General features: G+C 60.5%; 16 protein-coding genes and 4 pseudogenes. 12 read left to right on the forward strand and 8 right to left on the reverse strand.

Annotated features, from left to right (window positions below; translation table 11 throughout):
• The first annotated feature begins 409 nt into the window (after nucleotides 1–409).
• Entirely contained in the window at nucleotides 410–787 is a 378-nt protein-coding gene (locus tag FZF13_RS00650; RefSeq protein WP_065996705.1) for a DUF2934 domain-containing protein, read from the forward strand.
• 140 nt (nucleotides 788–927) lie between these two features.
• Here the strand turns inward: FZF13_RS00650 and FZF13_RS00655 are convergent, their stop codons facing one another.
• A complete protein-coding gene (locus FZF13_RS00655) occupies nucleotides 928–3,006 on the reverse strand; it encodes an ATP-dependent helicase (protein WP_065996706.1) in 2,079 nt (692 codons plus the stop codon).
• A 227-nt stretch (nucleotides 3,007–3,233) separates the two neighbouring features.
• On the opposite strand from FZF13_RS00655, the gene msrA reads away from it, so the two are divergent.
• From msrA to FZF13_RS00670, 3 genes are all read left to right on the forward strand, one after another.
• Nucleotides 3,234–3,752, forward strand: coding sequence for a peptide-methionine (S)-S-oxide reductase MsrA (msrA, locus tag FZF13_RS00660; protein WP_065996656.1), 519 nt, complete (start codon nucleotides 3,234–3,236; stop codon nucleotides 3,750–3,752).
• Between the two features lie 205 nt (nucleotides 3,753–3,957).
• Complete coding sequence (locus FZF13_RS00665) at nucleotides 3,958–4,644, forward strand: TspO/MBR family protein (RefSeq protein WP_245317376.1); 687 nt, start codon at nucleotides 3,958–3,960, stop codon at nucleotides 4,642–4,644.
• 16 nt (nucleotides 4,645–4,660) lie between these two features.
• Complete coding sequence (locus FZF13_RS00670; protein ID WP_083237602.1) at nucleotides 4,661–6,106, forward strand: cryptochrome/photolyase family protein; 1,446 nt, start codon at nucleotides 4,661–4,663, stop codon at nucleotides 6,104–6,106.
• Nucleotides 6,107–6,186: 80 nt separating this feature from the next.
• Here the strand turns inward: FZF13_RS00670 and FZF13_RS00675 are convergent, their stop codons facing one another.
• The 3 genes and pseudogenes from FZF13_RS00675 to FZF13_RS00685 form a co-directional block, all read right to left on the reverse strand.
• Nucleotides 6,187–7,425, reverse strand: a complete 1,239-nt coding sequence (locus FZF13_RS00675; RefSeq protein ID WP_065996658.1) for an SAM-dependent methyltransferase — start codon at nucleotides 7,423–7,425, stop codon at nucleotides 6,187–6,189.
• Nucleotides 7,415–8,235 (reverse strand): annotated as a pseudogene (locus FZF13_RS00680) (DUF1365 domain-containing protein). Before FZF13_RS00680 ends, FZF13_RS00675 begins: the two are co-directional and overlap by 11 nt.
• Nucleotides 8,235–9,605, reverse strand: coding sequence for an NAD(P)/FAD-dependent oxidoreductase (locus FZF13_RS00685; RefSeq protein WP_065996660.1), 1,371 nt, complete (start codon nucleotides 9,603–9,605; stop codon nucleotides 8,235–8,237). Before FZF13_RS00685 ends, FZF13_RS00680 begins: the two are co-directional and overlap by 1 nt.
• Nucleotides 9,606–9,923: 318 nt before the next feature.
• On the opposite strand from FZF13_RS00685, the pseudogene FZF13_RS00690 reads away from it, so the two are divergent.
• The 6 genes and pseudogenes from FZF13_RS00690 to FZF13_RS00715 all read left to right on the forward strand — a co-directional run bounded on the left by FZF13_RS00690 (nucleotide 9,924) and on the right by FZF13_RS00715 (nucleotide 14,357).
• A pseudogene (locus tag FZF13_RS00690) lies at nucleotides 9,924–10,363 on the forward strand (sigma-70 family RNA polymerase sigma factor).
• Nucleotides 10,360–11,010, forward strand: a complete 651-nt coding sequence (locus tag FZF13_RS00695; RefSeq protein WP_065996661.1) for a ChrR family anti-sigma-E factor — start codon at nucleotides 10,360–10,362, stop codon at nucleotides 11,008–11,010. The pseudogene FZF13_RS00690 and the gene FZF13_RS00695 overlap by 4 nt, the downstream one beginning before the upstream one ends.
• The gene (locus FZF13_RS00700) at nucleotides 10,967–11,731 is read left to right on the forward strand and encodes an alpha/beta hydrolase (protein ID WP_246192413.1); all 765 of its coding nucleotides are present in this window, start codon (nucleotides 10,967–10,969) and stop codon (nucleotides 11,729–11,731) included. The genes FZF13_RS00695 and FZF13_RS00700 overlap by 44 nt, the downstream gene beginning before the upstream one ends.
• Before the next feature lie 184 nt (nucleotides 11,732–11,915).
• Nucleotides 11,916–12,749: a DUF1295 domain-containing protein gene (locus FZF13_RS00705; RefSeq protein WP_065996709.1), complete on the forward strand. Its 834-nt coding sequence runs from the start codon at nucleotides 11,916–11,918 to the stop codon at nucleotides 12,747–12,749.
• A pseudogene (locus FZF13_RS00710) lies at nucleotides 12,746–13,773 on the forward strand (SAM-dependent methyltransferase). The gene FZF13_RS00705 and the pseudogene FZF13_RS00710 overlap by 4 nt, the downstream one beginning before the upstream one ends.
• An 8-nt stretch (nucleotides 13,774–13,781) precedes the next feature.
• Nucleotides 13,782–14,357, forward strand: a complete 576-nt coding sequence (locus FZF13_RS00715; protein WP_065996664.1) for a hypothetical protein — start codon at nucleotides 13,782–13,784, stop codon at nucleotides 14,355–14,357.
• Here FZF13_RS00715 and FZF13_RS00720 read toward each other — a convergent pair.
• Nucleotides 14,341–14,751 (reverse strand): DUF2177 family protein, encoded by a 411-nt coding sequence (locus FZF13_RS00720; RefSeq protein WP_065996665.1) that lies wholly within the window; start codon nucleotides 14,749–14,751, stop codon nucleotides 14,341–14,343. The two genes, FZF13_RS00715 and FZF13_RS00720, sit on opposite strands and share 17 nt — an antisense overlap.
• Nucleotides 14,752–14,925: 174 nt before the next feature.
• Here FZF13_RS00720 and FZF13_RS00725 point away from each other — a divergent pair, with 174 nt between their 5' ends.
• Nucleotides 14,926–15,312, forward strand: coding sequence for a DUF2147 domain-containing protein (locus FZF13_RS00725; protein ID WP_065996666.1), 387 nt, complete (start codon nucleotides 14,926–14,928; stop codon nucleotides 15,310–15,312).
• A gap of 249 nt (nucleotides 15,313–15,561) precedes the next feature.
• Nucleotides 15,562–15,801, forward strand: a pseudogene (locus FZF13_RS00730) (fasciclin domain-containing protein); the annotation flags it as partial.
• A 427-nt stretch (nucleotides 15,802–16,228) separates the two neighbouring features.
• On the opposite strand, the gene FZF13_RS00735 reads toward FZF13_RS00730, so the two are convergent.
• The 3 genes from FZF13_RS00735 to FZF13_RS00745 form a co-directional block, all read right to left on the reverse strand.
• Complete coding sequence (locus FZF13_RS00735; protein ID WP_065996668.1) at nucleotides 16,229–16,528, reverse strand: hypothetical protein; 300 nt, start codon at nucleotides 16,526–16,528, stop codon at nucleotides 16,229–16,231.
• Between the two features lie 190 nt (nucleotides 16,529–16,718).
• The gene (locus tag FZF13_RS00740) at nucleotides 16,719–17,435 is read right to left on the reverse strand and encodes an LrgB family protein (RefSeq protein WP_065996669.1); all 717 of its coding nucleotides are present in this window, start codon (nucleotides 17,433–17,435) and stop codon (nucleotides 16,719–16,721) included.
• A gap of 4 nt (nucleotides 17,436–17,439) precedes the next feature.
• Nucleotides 17,440–17,799, reverse strand: coding sequence for a CidA/LrgA family protein (locus FZF13_RS00745; protein ID WP_065996670.1), 360 nt, complete (start codon nucleotides 17,797–17,799; stop codon nucleotides 17,440–17,442).
• Nucleotides 17,800–17,819: the final 20 nt, after the last annotated feature.

Below are 17,819 nucleotides of genomic sequence, written 5' to 3' on the forward strand. Positions count from 1 at the left end.
GACGCTATGATTCATCCGTGACTCCTTGCTCTCCCTTTGATAGCGTTATGGCTGCGGGAGGTTGGCCAGATGGTCAGGAAGCGCCTTGACGATTTGCTGGATTGCAAGCGCTGCGGCACGATCCGGATGGACATTCCGGAGGAACCTGACGAGGACACGCCAATCCGGTGCAGCGGCTTCGGCGCACTTCTCGGGACCTGGGGGAACTGCGGAGGGATTTCACCCGCCAGATCGCCAGCGCCGACGTGATTGAATTGAACCACGGCACGATCACAAAGAACGAATAGCCCTATCCTTCGGGAGTCGACCTGTTCTCTTGCGGACCCGAAAATCTTCCGTTCCGCGCAGAAATGCCTGGATCGATCTGACGGTTCCCGCGTTGCCTATCGTCTTGCACAGGGAGGCCGCCATGGGCGCCGATCGACACGAGAAAATTCAGCAGCGTGCATACCAGATCTGGGAACGCGAGGGCCGACCTGACGGTCAGCATGAACGGCATTGGCGCCAGGCCATCGATGAACTCGACCGTGATGAGCTTGAGTACCACGGGCAGGCCGTGCCGGAAACCGTGTATGGCACCGACGTCAGCGGTGAGACGGTTTCGCCTGGCCAGGCGAGAAAACGCGACACGGGCCGCGTGGCGAAGGACGATGTGCTGGCCCAAGAGGCGCTTGCGATCAAGACCGGGATATCAGGCGACGAGGCGCAAAGGCTGATAGACGAAGCGGACGGGGATCTCGATGCCGCCGAACAAGCCGCCCGGGCCGAGGCAGGCAAGACTGACTAGCTGAGCGGGCGTTTGGATAGACGAGCTTGGGCACGTACAGACGTTATCGTCGATAGATTGCGGTGTCCTGAATAACCGAAATCCCGGTTATTCAGGCTCCTGTCCGGCAAGCATGCGCTGTGCTGAAAACGCCGGGCCGCTCAACTCCAGGCCCCGCGCATTCTGGCACGCAGATCGACGCTGGCTCGCGATCTCGCACCCATGCCCGATTTGGTTTCCGCCACGGGCCAAGTCGTCTGTTCGAAATGCTGGAGCGCGTGATCCGGAATGAACCGTGAGCGCAGCCCGTAGACATGTCGATCACCGCGTCCGACCTGGTTCTCGACATAGAAGCGTTGCGGCATCATGAGATGCAATGAATCCTTGGCTCGCGTCATCGCAACGTAGAGAAGCCTGCGTTCCTCTTCGATCTCCTTGCGCTCGCCGGCGCCCAGGCAGGCGGGGATGCAACCGTCCACGACGTTAAGGACGTAGACGTTCTTCCATTCCTGTCCCTTGGCGGAATGGATGGTCGACAGGAAGAGATAGTCATCGTCGCGGTGCGGCGGACCGGCATGGTCGCTGCTGGCCGCAGGCGGATCGAGGGTTAGGTCGGTCAGGAAACGTTCGCGTGACGGATAGCCGGCGGCAATCTGCTCCAGTTGCATGAGATCGCCGCGCCGGGCTGCCGCGCTTTCGTGAATGCGCTCGAGATGCGGCTCGTACCATAGCCGTACGTGTTCGAGGTCTGAGGGCCAGCTTGACGATTTACGTCTAAGCTCATCGAAAAGCGTTACGAATCCCGGCCAGTCTTCGGCCACGCGTTGAGGGGCACGCAGCGCCTGAAGTCCCATGGTAGGGTCGAGTGCAGTTTCCATAGCGTCGATCACTTGTCCGGCGAAGGAGGGGCCGACGCCGGGCAGGAGCTGCAGCACGCGGAAGCCGGCGACGCGATCACGCGGATTCTCGGCGAAGCGCAAGGTTGCCAGGACGTCTTTCACGTGCGCGGAATCGAGGAATTTCAGGCCGCCGAACTTGACGAACGGGATATTGCGTCGCGTCAGTTCCACCTCGAGCGAGCCGCTGTGATGCGTCGTCCGGAAGAGCACGGCCTGCTCCTTCAGCCGCGTGCCGGCTTCCCGTTCGGCGAGGATCGCGTCGCAGACATAGGTTGCTTGGGCGGTGTCGTCGCGGACAGTGACGAGCGCGGGCTTCGCCGACGACTTGCGCTCTGTCCAAAGGTCCTTGGTGAAGCGTTCCTCAGCTTCGGCGATCACCGCATTTGCCGCAGCCAGGATGGGCTCGGTCGAGCGGTAGTTGCGATCGAGCGTCACGACTTCCGCTTCAGGCGTGAAACTCTTTGGAAAGTCGAGGATGTTGCGGATGTCCGCCGCGCGGAACGCGTAAATCGATTGCGCGTCGTCTCCGACGACCGTCACGCCGCTCCCGTCGGGCTTCAGCGCCAGAAGAATTGCCGCCTGCAGGCGATTGGTGTCCTGGTACTCGTCGACCAGGATGTGATCGAAGCGGGAGCCGATCTCCTCGGCAAACGCGGCTTCCTTCGCCAGCTCGGCCCAATAGAGCAGCAGGTCGTCATAGTCGAGCACGTTCTGCGCCTGCTTGGCCTCGACATAGGCGGCGAACAGCTTCTTCAGTTCGTCGACCCAGTTGTGGCACCAGGGAAAGTCGTCGGCGAGAACCTCGTCAAGCGGCGCCTGCGCGTTGACCGAGCGGGAATAGATCGACAGGCAGGTCTGCTTGGCAGGGAAGCGGCTTTCGGTCTTCGAAAGGCCGAGCTCATGCCGAATAAGATTCATCAGGTCGGCGGAGTCCTCGCGGTCATGGATTGTGAAGGCCGGATCGAGGCCGATATCCAAAGCATAGTCGCGCAGCAGGCGCGCGCCGACGGAGTGGAAAGTCCCCGCCCATGTCAGGCCATCGGTCATGACGGAAGCCCGGTCGCCGAGCACCTGGGACGCGATGCGTTCCACCCGCTTGGTCATCTCGACCGCGGCGCGTCGGGAGAAGGTCATCAGGAGGATGCGGCGGGGATCCGCACCGTTGACGATAAGATGGACAACGCGATGTGCCAGCGTGTTGGTCTTGCCCGATCCTGCTCCGGCGATGATGAGAAGCGGCCGGGCAACTTTGCCGGAGCCGTGTTCGACCGCCAGGCGCTGGCGCTCGTTGAGGCTCGACAAGTAGTCGACAGGCTTCGGCGAATCAAAGGCGATGTTCATCGCCACATGCAGCATTGTTTCCGTTTCGTTCGCAAGAGATCCGATCGTCGTTGCTATGCCTGCCGTGCCGCAGGGTCACTCGCGGTCCGCCGATAGGCTGCGAAAAAACTCGTCGCGGCGATCGCCGGACGCCTTCGGCAAAGGGTCCGTCAACCTCCGCTTTCCCACTGCGATCGTCTCGGACAGCGCCTATATGATGGAAGAACTCGAACCAGGAGATTCAAACGATGACCAAGGAACGCGCGGTGCTCGCAGGCGGCTGCTTCTGGGGCATGCAGGATTTGATCCGACGCCGTCCCGGCGTGATTTCCACCCGCGTCGGCTATAGCGGCGGGGATGTGCCGAACGCCACCTATCGCAACCATGGCACCCACGCCGAAGCGATCGAGATCGTGTTCGATCGGGACAAGGTCGGCTACCGCGATCTCCTCGAGTTCTTTTTCCAGATCCACGATCCGACGACTCGCAATCGCCAGGGCAACGACATCGGCTCCAGTTACCGCTCGGCGATCTTCTATACGACCGACGAGCAGAAGCGGGTCGCGCAAGACACGATCGCCGATGTGGACGCTTCCGGCCTCTGGCCCGGAAAGGTCGTGACCCAGGTGACGCCGGCGAGCGATTTCTGGGAAGCGGAACCGGAGCACCAAGACTATCTCCAGCGCTATCCGGACGGCTACGCCTGTCACTTCCCCCGGCCGAACTGGAAGCTTCCGAACCGAGAAAAAGCGCACCACGCCGAATAGCTTTCGTTCCCGCGTATTGCTTCGGCAATCAGTTCGTGTCGCGCCCGGTTTGTCGACAATCTTCCGCACGCTGCGGGGGCGGGCTGCTCTTAAGGTTGTGGGAAGTCAGTGACCGCCCAGTCCAGCATCGCCAGGGAGGCGAGCCCGCCACGCCGCGAAGCAACGACATCGTCTGACGGCGACCTCCCCATGGAATACCGCTCTCGTGCGCTTCAAAGGCCTAGAAGGTGATCCATCATCCATCGAACTACGTAAAACGAAGCATGAAGAATTTGGTAAGTTTCCATATTGCTTTGATGTCCCTCGGGTTTGGCGGCGGCCGCTATTTCGGCGGATGGACGACAAACGCGAGGGTGCCCATGTCATAGACAACGCAATCATAACCCGCTGCATCCCAATGAATACTCGCCAAAAAGCTATTTCTCCCTGGTTTCGAGCCGCAATCGTCATCGTTCCGGTCATTGCAGCCTCGCTTTTGGGACAGTGGGCCACGTATCCCAACCTCGCTTCATGGTATGCGGGCTTGGTCAAGCCGTCGTTCAATCCACCGAACTGGATTTTCGCGCCCGTATGGACAGTTTTGTACCTTCTGATGGCCTACTCGGCGTGGCGCGTTCTCAAAATTTCCGACGATGACGCTGAGCGTCGTTTCGCGCTGACGCTTTTCTTTCTTCAACTTGCACTGAACGCAATGTGGTCATGGCTGTTTTTCGGATTGCACAATCCGCTCGCCGGCCTGCTCGACATAGTGCCGCAATTCCTGCTCATCCTGGCAACGATCGATCGGTTCCGCAGGCTCGATCTCGCGGCCGCTTTCTGCCTCGTGCCGCTTGCAGCCTGGGTGGCGTTCGCGTCCTTGCTCAATTTCGAGATCTGGCGTCTGAACGGTTAAAGGGACCGCGACACGCATGGCTGATGACAACGCAAATCAGGACATCTCGCGGCCAGTAATAGTATGGTTTCGAGACGATTTGCGTTTGGGGGATAATCCCGCGCTGAATGCCGCCGCGCAATCTGGACGACCTGTTTACTGCATCTATGTTGACGATGAAGAATCCGAGGGGTTGCGCCCGCTCGGCGGGGCTTCACGCTGGTGGCTTCACGGCTCGTTGCAGGAATTGGACGATGCTTTGCGTCGACGGGGCGGCCCCCTTTTCATCCATAGAGGCCAAGCGTCGACGGTCATCCCTCGTCTTGCCGCCATGATCAATGCAGCGGCTGTTTTCTGGAACCGAAGATACGGCGCAGCAGAGCGAGCGATCGACGAGACAGTCAAGACCGCGCTGAAGGCACAAAAAGTCGAGGCGAGAAGCTTCAACGGCCACCTGCTCTACGAACCGTGGTCGGTAAAGACAAAGACAGGCGGATCGTTTCGGGTCTTTTCCGCATTCTGGCGCGCCGCTCATCAAGTAGGAGATCCGGAACTGCCGCTCCGCGCGCCATCGCGACTGGAATTCTTCGACGGGTCGCACAGCGACGAACTGTCCTGCCTTGCCCTTGCCGACCTGAGGCTCGAACCTTCGTCGCCCGACTGGGCCGGCGGATTGCGCGCCAATTGGAAACGCGGCGAGGCTGGCGCGGAGGTGCAGCTTGAAAAATTCTTGAATGAGCACCTGGGGAAATATGCTGATTTCAGGGATTGTCCCGGTCGGCCCGATACCTCGCGACTTTCACCCTATCTGCGCTTCGGGAATATCTCAGCTCGCGAAGTGTGGCATGCGTCGGCGGCCGCGACGAATGCGGCCTCTCATCGAACCGGCAATCGCAACCTGGAGAAATTCCAGTCCGAACTGGGCTGGCGGGAATTCTCCTACCACCTCCTCTATCACAACCCGGCCCTTGCTTCTCAAAACCTGCAGCCGCGTTTCGACGCGATGCCATGGAAGGAAGATCCAAAAGCATTTCGGGCTTGGCAGACCGGGACAACGGGCTACCCTATTGTCGATGCGGGAATGCGTGAACTCTGGAATACCGGGTGGATGCACAATCGCGTGCGCATGGTGGCCGCGTCGTTCCTGATAAAGCATCTGTTGATCGATTGGCGCCACGGCGAATCTTGGTTCTGGGATACGCTAGTCGATGCCGATCCGGCCAACAATGCTGCAAGTTGGCAATGGGTGGCCGGGTCCGGTGCCGATGCCGCGCCATATTTCCGCATCTTCAACCCTACCCTTCAGGGGCAAAAATTCGATCCCGGGGGCGACTATGTAAGGCGTTGGATTCCTGAGCTTGACGAGTTTCCTGCATCCGCCATCCACCGCCCACGGCAGGCTCCCGATAAAGCATCGGGACGAAATCCGAAAACGGGCGTCGCTTATCCTGCGCCGGTCCCGCCGGGCGTTAAAAGCGTATGACGATCTGGCTTGACGGATGCAACAGCCGCTCCGTCTTCAGGCTGGTGCAAACTGGATCGCCGGAAAACCCGGCAGCGCCTTCAAACACCCGGATTAGCATCCGCTTCGCGCAAGACGTAAAATCCGACATCAATGATTCCGGCCCTGAAGCCGGCCTCGCAATAGCAGAGATAATATTCCCAAAGCCGACGGAATCGTTCAGGAAAGCCCATCGCTTCGATCTTCGGCCAAGCCGCCAGAAAGCGTTTGCGCCATTCGACCAGGGTCTTGGCGTAGTCGTCGCCGAAGCTTTGTGTTGAAACCAGTGTCAGACCGGCAGCCCGGGCCTGGCCAGCAATGACCGCTTTCGTGGGGAGCATTCCACCTGGAAAAATATGACGCTGGATGAAGTCCGGAGTTCGACGGTAATCTTCGAAACGCGCCTCATCAATAGTGATCACCTGCAGGGCGGCGATCCCACCAGGGCTAAGACGCTCGCGCAGGGTCTTGAAATAAACCGGCCAGTACGCCTCGCCGACGGCCTCCAGCATCTCGATCGAGACGATCCTGTCGTATGTTCCTCTGACGTCGCGATAGTCGATCAATTCCAACTCAACCTTGTCGGCGAGTTCTTCCTTTCTCACACGCTGCCGGGCGAAGGCCAGTTGCTCGGACGATAGGGTAATGCCTGTGACGCGAGCACCGGCACGAGCCAGCTTTACGGCCAGCGCTCCCCAGCCGCAGCCGATTTCGAGGACATGCTCGCCGCCGCGGAGATTCAGGAGATCTTCAATCCTTGACAGCTTGGCGTCCTGTGCGGCTTCGAGCGTCTGCTCCGGATCCGTATAGAGCGCCGACGAGTAGGTCATGCTCTGATCGAGCCAGCACTGGTAAAAATCATTGCCGAGATCGTAGTGAAAGGCGATGTTCCTGCGGCTCCCCGGCTTGCTGTTCGCCCGCAGGAGATGCCTTGCGCGATTGAGCAGCCGAACAGGCCAGAAGCCAGATATTTTGTTGTCGAGCGCGGCGATGTTGCGCGCCGCCAATTCCAGCAACGCGGCAAGATCCGGGCTCGACCAGTCTCCGACGATGTAGGCTTCGGCAAAGCCTAAGTCGCCCTGACCGATCAGCCGCCTAATCGCGCGCCAGCGACGCAGAACAAGCGTCGCGGAAGGTCCGGCCCCTGTTCCGGAGTGTTGGACGTGACCGCCCGAGGGCAGCACGACTGTGATACGGCCGAACTCGATCTGCGCGATCAGCCGACGCACCGCGCGGGCGGCGGTGCTTTCCTTCGGCCCGCCGAGACTGGCCGGTTCGCGTGCTTTGCTTTCAAAGACCATTCGCGGTGTTCTTTTCCCGATGATCGATCTCGGGCATCGCGCTATGCCCAATGGTGACGGCCTGATCGGGTGGTGAAGGCCGATGGTGCAGACGAATGCCCTTCAGCCAGATCAGCAGCGCTTCCCAGTAGATGCCCGCGATGACTTTGAAGGTCATAAGCGGATAGAGGCAAAAGGCGCGGCCCAGCGCGGCGTCCGTCAGATCCTGGCGGGTTGTGCTCAGTTTGGCGACGATCAGCGGTCCGGCGTCATCGCGTCCAGTGATCGAAACCGCCAGATCCTTCCCTGGAGGGTTTATAGAAAAGGAATAGACCATGTCGGTGGTCATGAAGGGGAGACATAGAAGGATTTCTGACTTTCCTGGCGGATCGGGCCGTTTATGCCGGGGAGCACGGGAACGAGGTAATTGTGGCGTTGCCCGAATGTGTTGTTTACCTCATAGAAGATCGCGGAAAGCGATCCGTCGTGCCTATGGCAGAAATAGACGCTGAGCGGATTGAAGGCGTATCCCAGGATGCGCGGCATGGTGAGGATTTGAATCGAGCCGCCGAAATCTATTCCGGCTTCCCGCAAATGCCGTTCAATCTTCTCGCGTAGCGACGTTTTTGCTTCGGCGTCGTGATCACGATCGTGGAAGCTGAAGAGGTTGAAGCGATTGTGCGAGAACAAGCGAAGCTTGCTCGCCAACGTGTCGATTTCGTCGAGATCGAGAAGAAGGTAGAAGACGCTATAGCGCAGGCGGTGCTCTCTGGGCCGCAACCTGTGGTGCATCACTGAGCCAGCGTGGAGCGCTGATCGGAAGCCTGGCATCACGCTGCCTCCGCCGCCGGCCGGATGGGCGCGCCGTCGTGGACGTGAATGCGTCCGGATTCTTCGGGGACCGTCCAGGGCCGACGCACGCCGCCAAAAGCTTCGGCGACCGCGAGACCGGCCTGCAGTCCATCCTCGTGAAACCCCGCGCCGAAATATGCGCCGCAGAACCATGTGTTGCGGATGCCTTGTATGGACCAAAGCTCCTTCTGCGCTTGCATTGCCCGGGCATCGAAACGCGGGTGGCTGTAGCGCATTCGCCTGAGGACCGCCTCCGGTGCGATCTCGCGATGAGGGTTGAGGGTCACGAACAGCGGCTGCTCGCTGTCGATCCCCTGAAGGCGGTTCATCCAATAGGTGACGGCGAGCCTGCGGCCGTTTCGGTCATTCCTGGTCATATAGTTCCAGCTCGACCACACCCGGCGCCGCTGCGGCATCAGGCGCGCGTCGGAGTGAAGAACGGTGTCGTTGACGAGATAATCGAACGCGCTCAAGAGGCGTCGTTCTTCGCTGCTAGGATCGGCAAGCATTGACAGCGCCTGATCCGCGTGGGTCGCCACGACAATCTGATCGAAACGTCGGCGATGGCCATCGAGTCCGATGATTTCGGCATCGCTCGCGTTGCGCAAGATCACCTTGATCGGATAGCCGTTCACCACTTCCGGTACAGCTCCGACAAGGACCCGCACGTAGGAGCGGCTGCCGCCGGCCACGGTCCGCCAGGTGGGACGCCCGGTTAGTTTTAGGAGCCCGTGGGTTTCGCAGAAGCGGATGAATGAAGCGGCGGGATAGGCTCCGATCTTCGCCGCGGGGGTCGACCAGATCGCCGCCGCCATCGGATAGAGATGGTCGTTACGGAATCCATCGCCATAGCCGGCGGCGTCGAGATATTCGTCGAGCGTCATCATGCCGAGCGCCGCAACATTGCGCGGCGCCTCGCGATAGAAGCGTACGAGATCCCGGAGCATCAGCCAGAACCGTGGGCTTACGGCGTTCCGGCCCTGTGCGAAGAGTCCCGACAATCCGGTGCCGGAATATTCAAGTCGGCCGTCGTCGAGAGAAACGGCGAACGACATGTCTGACCGCTTGGTGGCGACGCCTATGTGCTCGAACAGCGCCGTCAGGTTTGGATAGGTGGATGCGTTGAACACGATGAAACCGGTGTCGACGGCAAGGCCTGCGGCATCGACCGTGTGACTATGTCCGCCCAGGCGGTTATCGGATTCGAAGAGAGTAACCCGATGGCGTTTCGACAACAGCCATGCGGCGGACAGCCCGGAAATGCCGCTGCCGATAACGGCTACATCAAGGGTTTTACCGAAGGACTGCCTGCATTCGCTCCATTCATTCGCTGCAATCTTTCCGGTCAAGGGATTTCCCTCCACGCGCCAAACTGCCAATGTTTACGGAACCCGACGTTCGATAGATCACTTGAAACCTGATCCGGTTGCGAGTTTCGAGCGTATGAAGGGCAAATGGATGCTGCAGAGATACAGTTCGACGACAAGCGCATGCGGCAGGTCCGTCCGGCAGCGAGGCTTATTTTCTTGAACGAGGCCAGGCAAAAGGAGGCGCCACCCTCACCAGAGGAATTGATCAGCCTGATCTGTGGTGTTGCGCAGAAGCGGGATCGCAATGCGTTCGCTCGGCTTTTCGCTTATTTCGCGCCGCGCGTGAAAAGCTTTCTCATGCGCTCCGGTCTCGAAGATTCGATCGCCGAAGAGGTGACACAGGAAGTGATGATCGCTCTATGGCGCAAGGCATCCTATTTTAATCCGGATCGGGCGGGCGCATCGACATGGGTGTTCACGATTGCCCGCAATCAGAGGATCGACCGATTGCGCCGGGCGCGTTCCCGGGCGACGGATCATCTCTTGGATCCGAGCGACGAACCGGATGCCCCGACGTCGGCGAAGAGATTGCGATCGCGTCAGAACGAGAAGAAGGGGTGCGCAAGGCTTTGGCAAGCTTGCCGAGCGACCAGGCAACCATTGTGCGCCTCTCTTTCTTTGCCGAGAAACCGCATGCGGAGATCGCCCGCGAGCTCGGCATCCCGCTCGGCACCGTAAAATCCCGCGTGCGGTTGGCATTGAATCGGCTGCGCACCCTATTGGACAGCGATCTATGACGATCAATCATCATCCCAGCGACGAAACGCTGATGCGTACGGTGAGCGGGACGCTGGGCGCCGGACCGGCGCTGGTCGTATCCGTACACCTCGAACGCTGCGCCGTTTGCCGTGACCGTCTCGTCGGCTTCGAGGCCGTTGGCGGCGCGATCCTCGACGAGATGCCGCCAGCCCCGCTTTCCGCGGATTTGTTCGGGCGCACCATGGAGAGGCTGGAGGCCGACCTGCCGTCGCGGCCACAAAAAGCGGCGAGGGTAAAGCAACCTGCCTTGGGAATAGAGCTCCCTCGGGCGATGCAGGACTGCGAGATCGGTCCGTGGAAATGGTTAGGGCCGGGTTTCAGATGGAGCAAGGTCAGGATCGCCGGCAGCCCTGACGCCAAAATCATGCTGCTCAAGGGCAGAGCCGGGCTCCATCTTCCGGCTCATGGACACAGCGGCCTGGAATTCATGCAGGTGCTGTCCGGGTCGCTGTCGGACGAGCGCGGTCAATACTTTCCGGGCGATCTCGACGAGGCCGGCGACGATGTCGATCATCGTCCCGTCGTCGGTCAGGAATCGGACTGTATCTGCCTGGCAGCCCTCGAAGGCGACACGCGTCTTCATGGATTTCTGGGCCGCCTCCTGCGTCCGATCGTGGGCTTCTGACCGATGGCCGCAGCCGGACCGATGGCCAAGGCGCCTCGAGAGGTGGCCGGCGCATGAAAGGGTTTCCTTCGCCGGTCGATCTACTGAACGCGATCGCCAGGATCGGTGCACCTCACCCCCGACGTGCTATCCGCTACGGCTCCGCCCTCGCCATGTCCTTGATATCTATCCGGCAGCCACGGACGGTCCGTCGCCAGTCATCGTCTTTTTTTACGGAGGCGGTTGGGAGGAAGGCGAGCGTGGCGACTATTTTTTCGTCGGTTCGGCGTTGGCGGCGCGAGGCTTTACGGCCGTCATTCCCGATTACCGGGTTTTCCCGGAAGTTCGCTTTCCTGCGTTTATCGAAGACGTGGCCGAGGCATTGCGATGGACCGTGGATCACATTGCGGAATTCGGCGGCGATCCTCGCCGCGTCATCGTCATGGGTCATTCCGCCGGCGCCCATATCGCAGCGATGCTGGCGTTCGACCGGAAATGGCTTGCGCGGGTCAATCTGGATGCCAGCCGTGATCTCAACGCCATGATCGGCCTCGCAGGACCTTACGACTTCCTGCCGCTTCACAGCCAGACTCTGAAGGAAATATTCGGGCCGGAGAAATATCTCGCCGCCACGCAACCGATCAACTTCGTCGGGCTGGATGCGCCACCGTCGTTCCTGGCAACCGGAAGGAATGACCGGAGTGTCGATCCGGCAATACGTCTCGGCTCGCCGAACGCATAAGATTGCTTGGTGGTGATGCCGAAACCAAGCTTTACGACCATGTCAACCACCGAACGCTGATCGGCGCATTCGCGCGTCCTTTGCGGTTCCTGGCGCCGGTTCTCGACGATGTCGTCGGTTTTGCCTTGAAACACAGCCGTCCCGGTGCGCTTTCGGATTGGACGGCGGCGCGGGGCAGGACGGCATGACGGCCGCGACCGCCATTGTCGCACTCGCGGTTTGCCTATCGGCAACAATGGCGGGGGCATGGCTCGTGGCGCTTCGCACCGGCCGGTGCGGCTGGATCGATGCGATCTGGTCGTTCGCAACCGGCGTGTTCGGTGCGGCGGTGGCCCTTGTCCCGTTCGCTGACGCCGAAATGACATTCCGCCAGGTGCTCGTAGCGCTGCTGGCGCTTTTCTGGTCGCTGCGTCTTGGTATCCACATCGCGACGCGCACCGCTCGCGGCGGCGATGACCCTCGCTACGGCCAATTGCGTGAAGAGTGGGGGGACGCCTTCAACACCCGCCTCTTCTGGTTTCTGCAGATCCAGGCACTGGCCGCGCTGGTACTGGCGCTTTCGATCATGCTCGCCGCGCACAACCCGACGCCCGGGCTCAGGACGCTGGACTGGCTCGGCGTCGCCATCCTGATCGTGGCGGTGATTGGAGAAACGATCGCCGACCGTCAGCTTGCCGCCTTTCGCGCAAACCCTGCAAACAGGGACAAGGTTTGCGACGCGGGCCTGTGGGGGATGTCGCGCCATCCGAACTATTTTTTCGAGTGGCTAGGCTGGCTCGCCTACGCAATTGTCGCGGTCGACCTCACAGGCGCCTATCCGCAGGGCTGGCTCGCCTTCGCCGGGCCGTTGCTGATGTACTGGCTTCTTGTCCACGCCTCCGGAATTCCGCCGCTGGAAGCACACATGCTGCGCTCCCGCGGCAAGGCCTTCTGGGAATACCAGGACCGCGTCAACGCTTTCTGGCCCGGCCGACAACACGCTATCGGCGAAGCCGGCAACAATGGGAGCATCCGATGAGCTTGATTTCCTCGGTGATCCGCGCCGCCGAACGCACGCCGCTCCCCGACCCGTTGGCGCGCGCGGGCATCGCGTTCCTGGTCGGCGCACGAGACGGAAGCTGGCCGCCGCCTCCAGCCGGGAGGAAGAAGAGTTCGCGCGGGCAATGACGGAACACCCGATAGCCGAACATGCCGACGCCGCCAACGAGCAGCATTATGAACTGCCTCCCGAGTTCTTCGCTCTCACGCTTGGGCCGCGCCGCAAATATTCCTGCTGTCTTTATCCCACGGGCCAGGAAACGCTGGCCGATGCCGAGCGTCTGGCGCTTGAGGAAACGGCCGCGCACGCCGATCTCGCCGATGGACAATCGATCCTCGAACTTGGTTGCGGCTGGGGGTCGCTGACACTGTTCATGGCCGAGCGCTTTCCTTGTTCGACCGTCACAGCTGTCTCGAATTCCGCGCCGCAGCGGCGCTATATCGAGGCGCAGGCAGCCGAGCGCGGCCTCGCCAATGTCCGTGTCATTACCGCGGATATGAACGCCTTCATGGCCGACGGGACGTACGACAGGATCGTCTCGGTCGAGATGTTCGAGCATATGTCGAACTGGAAAGAGCTCCTCGGTCGCATCAGGACGTGGTTGGAACCCGAGAAGGGGCGGCTGTTTATTCACGTATTCAGCCACAAGAACAGCCCCTACCGTTTCGACCACAAGAACGACGCGGACTGGATCGCCCAGCATTTTTTCACCGGCGGCGTCATGCCGAGCCACGGCCTGATCCGGCATTTTCCGAACTGCTTCGCGGTTGAACGGGATTGGCGCTGGAGCGGACTTCACTATCAGAAGACGGCGGTGGACTGGCTCGCGCGCTACGATGAAAACCGCGAGCGGATCGATAGCATCCTGGGTGAGGTCTACGGCGCCGACGCCGCGCTCTGGCGGCAACGCTGGCGTCTGTTCTATCTGGCGACGGCGGGGCTATTCGGGCATGCCGGCGGCAAGGAATGGGGCGTAAGCCATTATCTGCTGCGCCCGGCATAGTGCGCGGGATGGCTTTCATCTTTGTTCGCAAAGTCTGGGAACGAGTTGCGGCCTATGCCGCCCATGACGATCCCACGGTCGCGTCCTGCAACCTGATTGCCCTGGTCGTTGCGTCCAACCAGCCTTTTTATCCGTTGTATGTCTATTGGACGGTCAGCGGCCACGTCTCGCCGGTCTTTTTCACGTTCCTGTCGACGCCGTTTTTTCTGGCCGTGCCGGCAGTGGCCAGACGATGGCCTGTAGCGGGTCGCGCGCTTCTTCCGATCGTTGGCATAGCCAACACGGTTCTCAGCGCGAAAGCGTTCGGCCAAGCGTCAGGGGTCGAGATTTTCCTCATTCCGTGCGCGCTGATCGCGGCGACGTTCTTCAAGACCTCGGAGAGGGTTGTCGCCTTTATCCTGATCGGTGTGGCCCTGCTTGTTTATCTGGGGCTGGACGGGGCGTATGGCACGCCTTTCCACCTCTATACACCAGCCGAATACCAGGCGTTTTTCCGGTTGAACGCTATGAGCGCCGGCACGCTCACAATCTTCGTGGGGCTGATCGCATCCGGGCTGCTGAGCCGCCCTAATGGGCGGCGGTAAAAGCGCGGGCGATCAGGAAGCCGGCGGTCGCCGCAACCGCGGTCAGGAACGTTCCCCAGAAAAGATCGGCGACTGTCACCATAATCGGCCAATTTTTCAGCGTCGCCTGATTGGTTAGGTCATAGGTCGCATAGGCGAAAAGCCCGAGGAACGCCCCGTACGAAGTGGCCGTCGTCCATCTGTCGCTGGCTAAGGCGGGCGCGATAGCGAAAACGACGATGCCGGCGATGTAGATGAGATAGAAGAGCGCCGCCGGCGCGAGCCTGAAGCTTTCGACCAGCATCTCGCCCATCAAAGGCCGATACAGCCGTTGCGCCGCAACGGTCAGCCAGACCGCGTCGATGGCGAGAAACACCAGACCTGTCGCGATGTAAGCGATACCGTAGGTTCTCAAGAAGCGTTCCTTCCACCGCTGGAGACAAACGTACTTACGCGCTCGCATGGTGTTCGGATCACTGAAGCCGACGTTCCAAATGCGCGTCCTGCGCGGATTGCTCGGCGTCAGGCATGTGATCCGGAAGGGAAAGTCCTTCGTAGAAACGTATGAAGCCCCTTCGGAGATCGAACCATGATGATGAGGCGCATTGCAGCACTTTGCTACATCTCGCTCGCAGGCTGCTCTGCTCTGGCCGCGCAGGAGCGTAGTCCGGACGGCGTTTGGCTCCGTGACGATGGCAATGCGCGCGTCAGGATCGCCCCGTGCGGCTCAAAACTCTGCGCCACCAATTTGTGGATTAAGGACACGAGCAAGGGCGAGGAAGTCGGAGACCGCCTCGTCATGTCGCTTGACCGCAAGTCCGACTCCGAACTGACTGGAACGGCCTACGACCCTAAACGGCAGAAAACCTATCGCATAACCGTGATTGTGAACAGCACCAGTCTTACCACGCGCGGCTGCATTCTGGGCGGCCTGCTCTGCCGGGGTGTCAACTGGACTCCTGCGAAGGGTGGATGAATATCTTCGGATGCATTGTCGGTACGTCGCCCGATGGAGCAACGGGGCGGGCAAAATCGGGGCATACGATCGCTCTGATTGAATACGTTGGGGGTGGCGACGAGAGAACGCTGCATTGCGGCGCAAGTGCTTGCCGACGGGCAAGGTCGGACTTCGCCATGCGCTACGCCTCGGTCTTCGCCGGAAGCCACTAAGATGATGCCGCCAGACATCACCAAACTGATCGTCCGCACCTCGATGAAGGACAGGACCTGCCACGTCATTGCCGCCGACGCGACTGCTTCGGCCGTCAAGAAAATGGTCAAGGACGACAGGGGCGCTCACAAGGTCAAGACGGTCGACGGCTGCATGCTGACGCTTCGCGACAAGAATGGCCACGTGACCGTGACCGACGAGAACGGCGACACGGCCCATGTCACCATCGCCGACGTCAAGCAGTCGAATGGCGTGATCCACGTCATCGACAAGGTTCTGCTGCCAAAGTCGTAAACTGTTGCCCGGCCGGCTGCACCTCAAGCCGGCCCGGCCAACTCGTGCTGGCGATGAACCATTGTGGATGGTTTTCAAGCATATCGGGTCGCCCTTGTGGGCTTTACAGTTTTTACGCTCTGCTGGCGGGTGTGTCGTGCAATCGAGCGACTACGCCCCGATTGGCAGCGACATACGCGGAACGTGCCTCGCTCCCATTGCGCCGCCGGCAGCCCGTTGTTCGAAGCGCCGGCCGAATTGCTGACTGACACCCTGCTGGAGGCGCAGCCGTTCGCCGGGCGCACCTATATGACGGACAGGCGGATAACCGAAATCCCGGTTATCCGCGATCGAAGGGAAAGGGCGGCTTTCCAAAATCGCGATGTCCGCGTGGATGCCATTCGACGATGTTGCAAGGCACTTGCGGGCCATGCGATGAACGGCTCCGTTATGGTACTCTGTCGTTCGCGACGACCCCACCTTCGCCTTCAAGACGGGCGATCTGACGAGCTTCGGCTGCGGTAAACTTCAGTCTTACACCGATGCCGCCTCCGTTCTCGCCGATGAACACTGCCCCGAAGTCCTCGAGCGTAGACCTGAGCGTCTCGATGATCCTGTCGTCAGGCTTGCTGATCTGGCGCTCGAAGTCATGGATGACCTTTTCGTCGACTCCTGACCTGAGGCTTAGCTTGCCACGCGTGATTTCAACCAAAGCTCTTGCCGCACGACATTGCGAAGCCGAAATCATTGCGTTCTCCGGATTGAAATAGCCCCATTGTGTCCGTCGACCGCACGGGGCCGTTCGGCCGTTGGAATGTACCCTTGGTACCTTACGTCATGCGTTCCGGATGTGCCAGCCGCGCCCCGCCCTTCGCTAAAAGCGCGTCACGGGCTGCGTGCGGCCGCGGCTCAACCGGGTGGCAGCGGCGATGCATATTCTACAGGAACGCTCTGACGAGGAGCGGAACGATCAGAGAGGTCGAGATCGCGGTCAGAGCCATAGCGATACCGGCGAAAAGCCCGGCGGTCTCATCGACGTCGAACGCCCGCGCCGTCCCGATGCCGTGAGAGGTAAGCCCGACTGCGAAGCCGCGAGCGGCATAGTCGTTGACGCGCATTGCATTCATGAACGGAGTGACGAGAAGAGCGCCTGCTATCCCGGTGAGAACGACCAGGACCGCCGTTAGCGACGGGTTTCCTCCCAACGACTCTGAAATGGCCATCGCAATGCCAGCAGTGGCCGACTTGGGCAAAAAGGCGATCAGTACATCGCGCGAAAGGCCGCCCCACATTCCAAGAAGCATGACCGAAACGGGTGCCGTGAGAGACCCAACGGCAAGGGCGGCCATCATCGGCATGAACATGCGCTTGACTTGTTTCCATTGGCGAAACAGAGGCACGGCAATCGCAACTGTGGCCGGCCCGAGAAGGAAATGTATATACTGAGCGCCTTCGAAGAATTTGTGGTACGGCTCGCCGGACAGTTGCAAGGCGGCGCCTAACAGAACAATGGAGATCAGCACCGGGTTCGCCAGCGGATGGCGGTTCAGATGCGTGGAAACAAAGACCGCAAAGATCCAGGCGAAGAGAGTGAGGGTCAGCCACAGCAACGGCGACGTGGACAGGTAGACCCATAGTTCCGCCGGATGTCGCATTCACTCAGCTCCTGCCCATCAGCCGCTTCACCGCAATGAACGTCCAGACGGTGGCGGCCAAGGTCAACAGGGCGGAGGCGACGAGGATCGCCAACAGGATGATTGCCTGGCTTTGTAGCTCGCTCCACAGCGCCACGATGCCGACGCCCGCGGGCACAAACAACAAACCGAGATTGCTCAGGAAGCCGTCGGCTGCGGTTTCTGCCTCGTTGAACAAGCCGATCCCTGCCACCTCACTCAGCTGCATTGCAATGAAAAGCAGAACCAGTCCCACAACGGGGCCCGGCAAGGGAATGCCGGAACTGAAAACGATGCTTTCTCCGACAAGCTGAAACAACAGAAGTAAGGCAATCCCCTTAATCATTGGCGATCCTTTGACGGGGC

It is taken from the genome of Mesorhizobium terrae, from assembly GCF_008727715.1.
GTDB lineage: Bacteria > Pseudomonadota > Alphaproteobacteria > Rhizobiales > Rhizobiaceae > Mesorhizobium > Mesorhizobium terrae.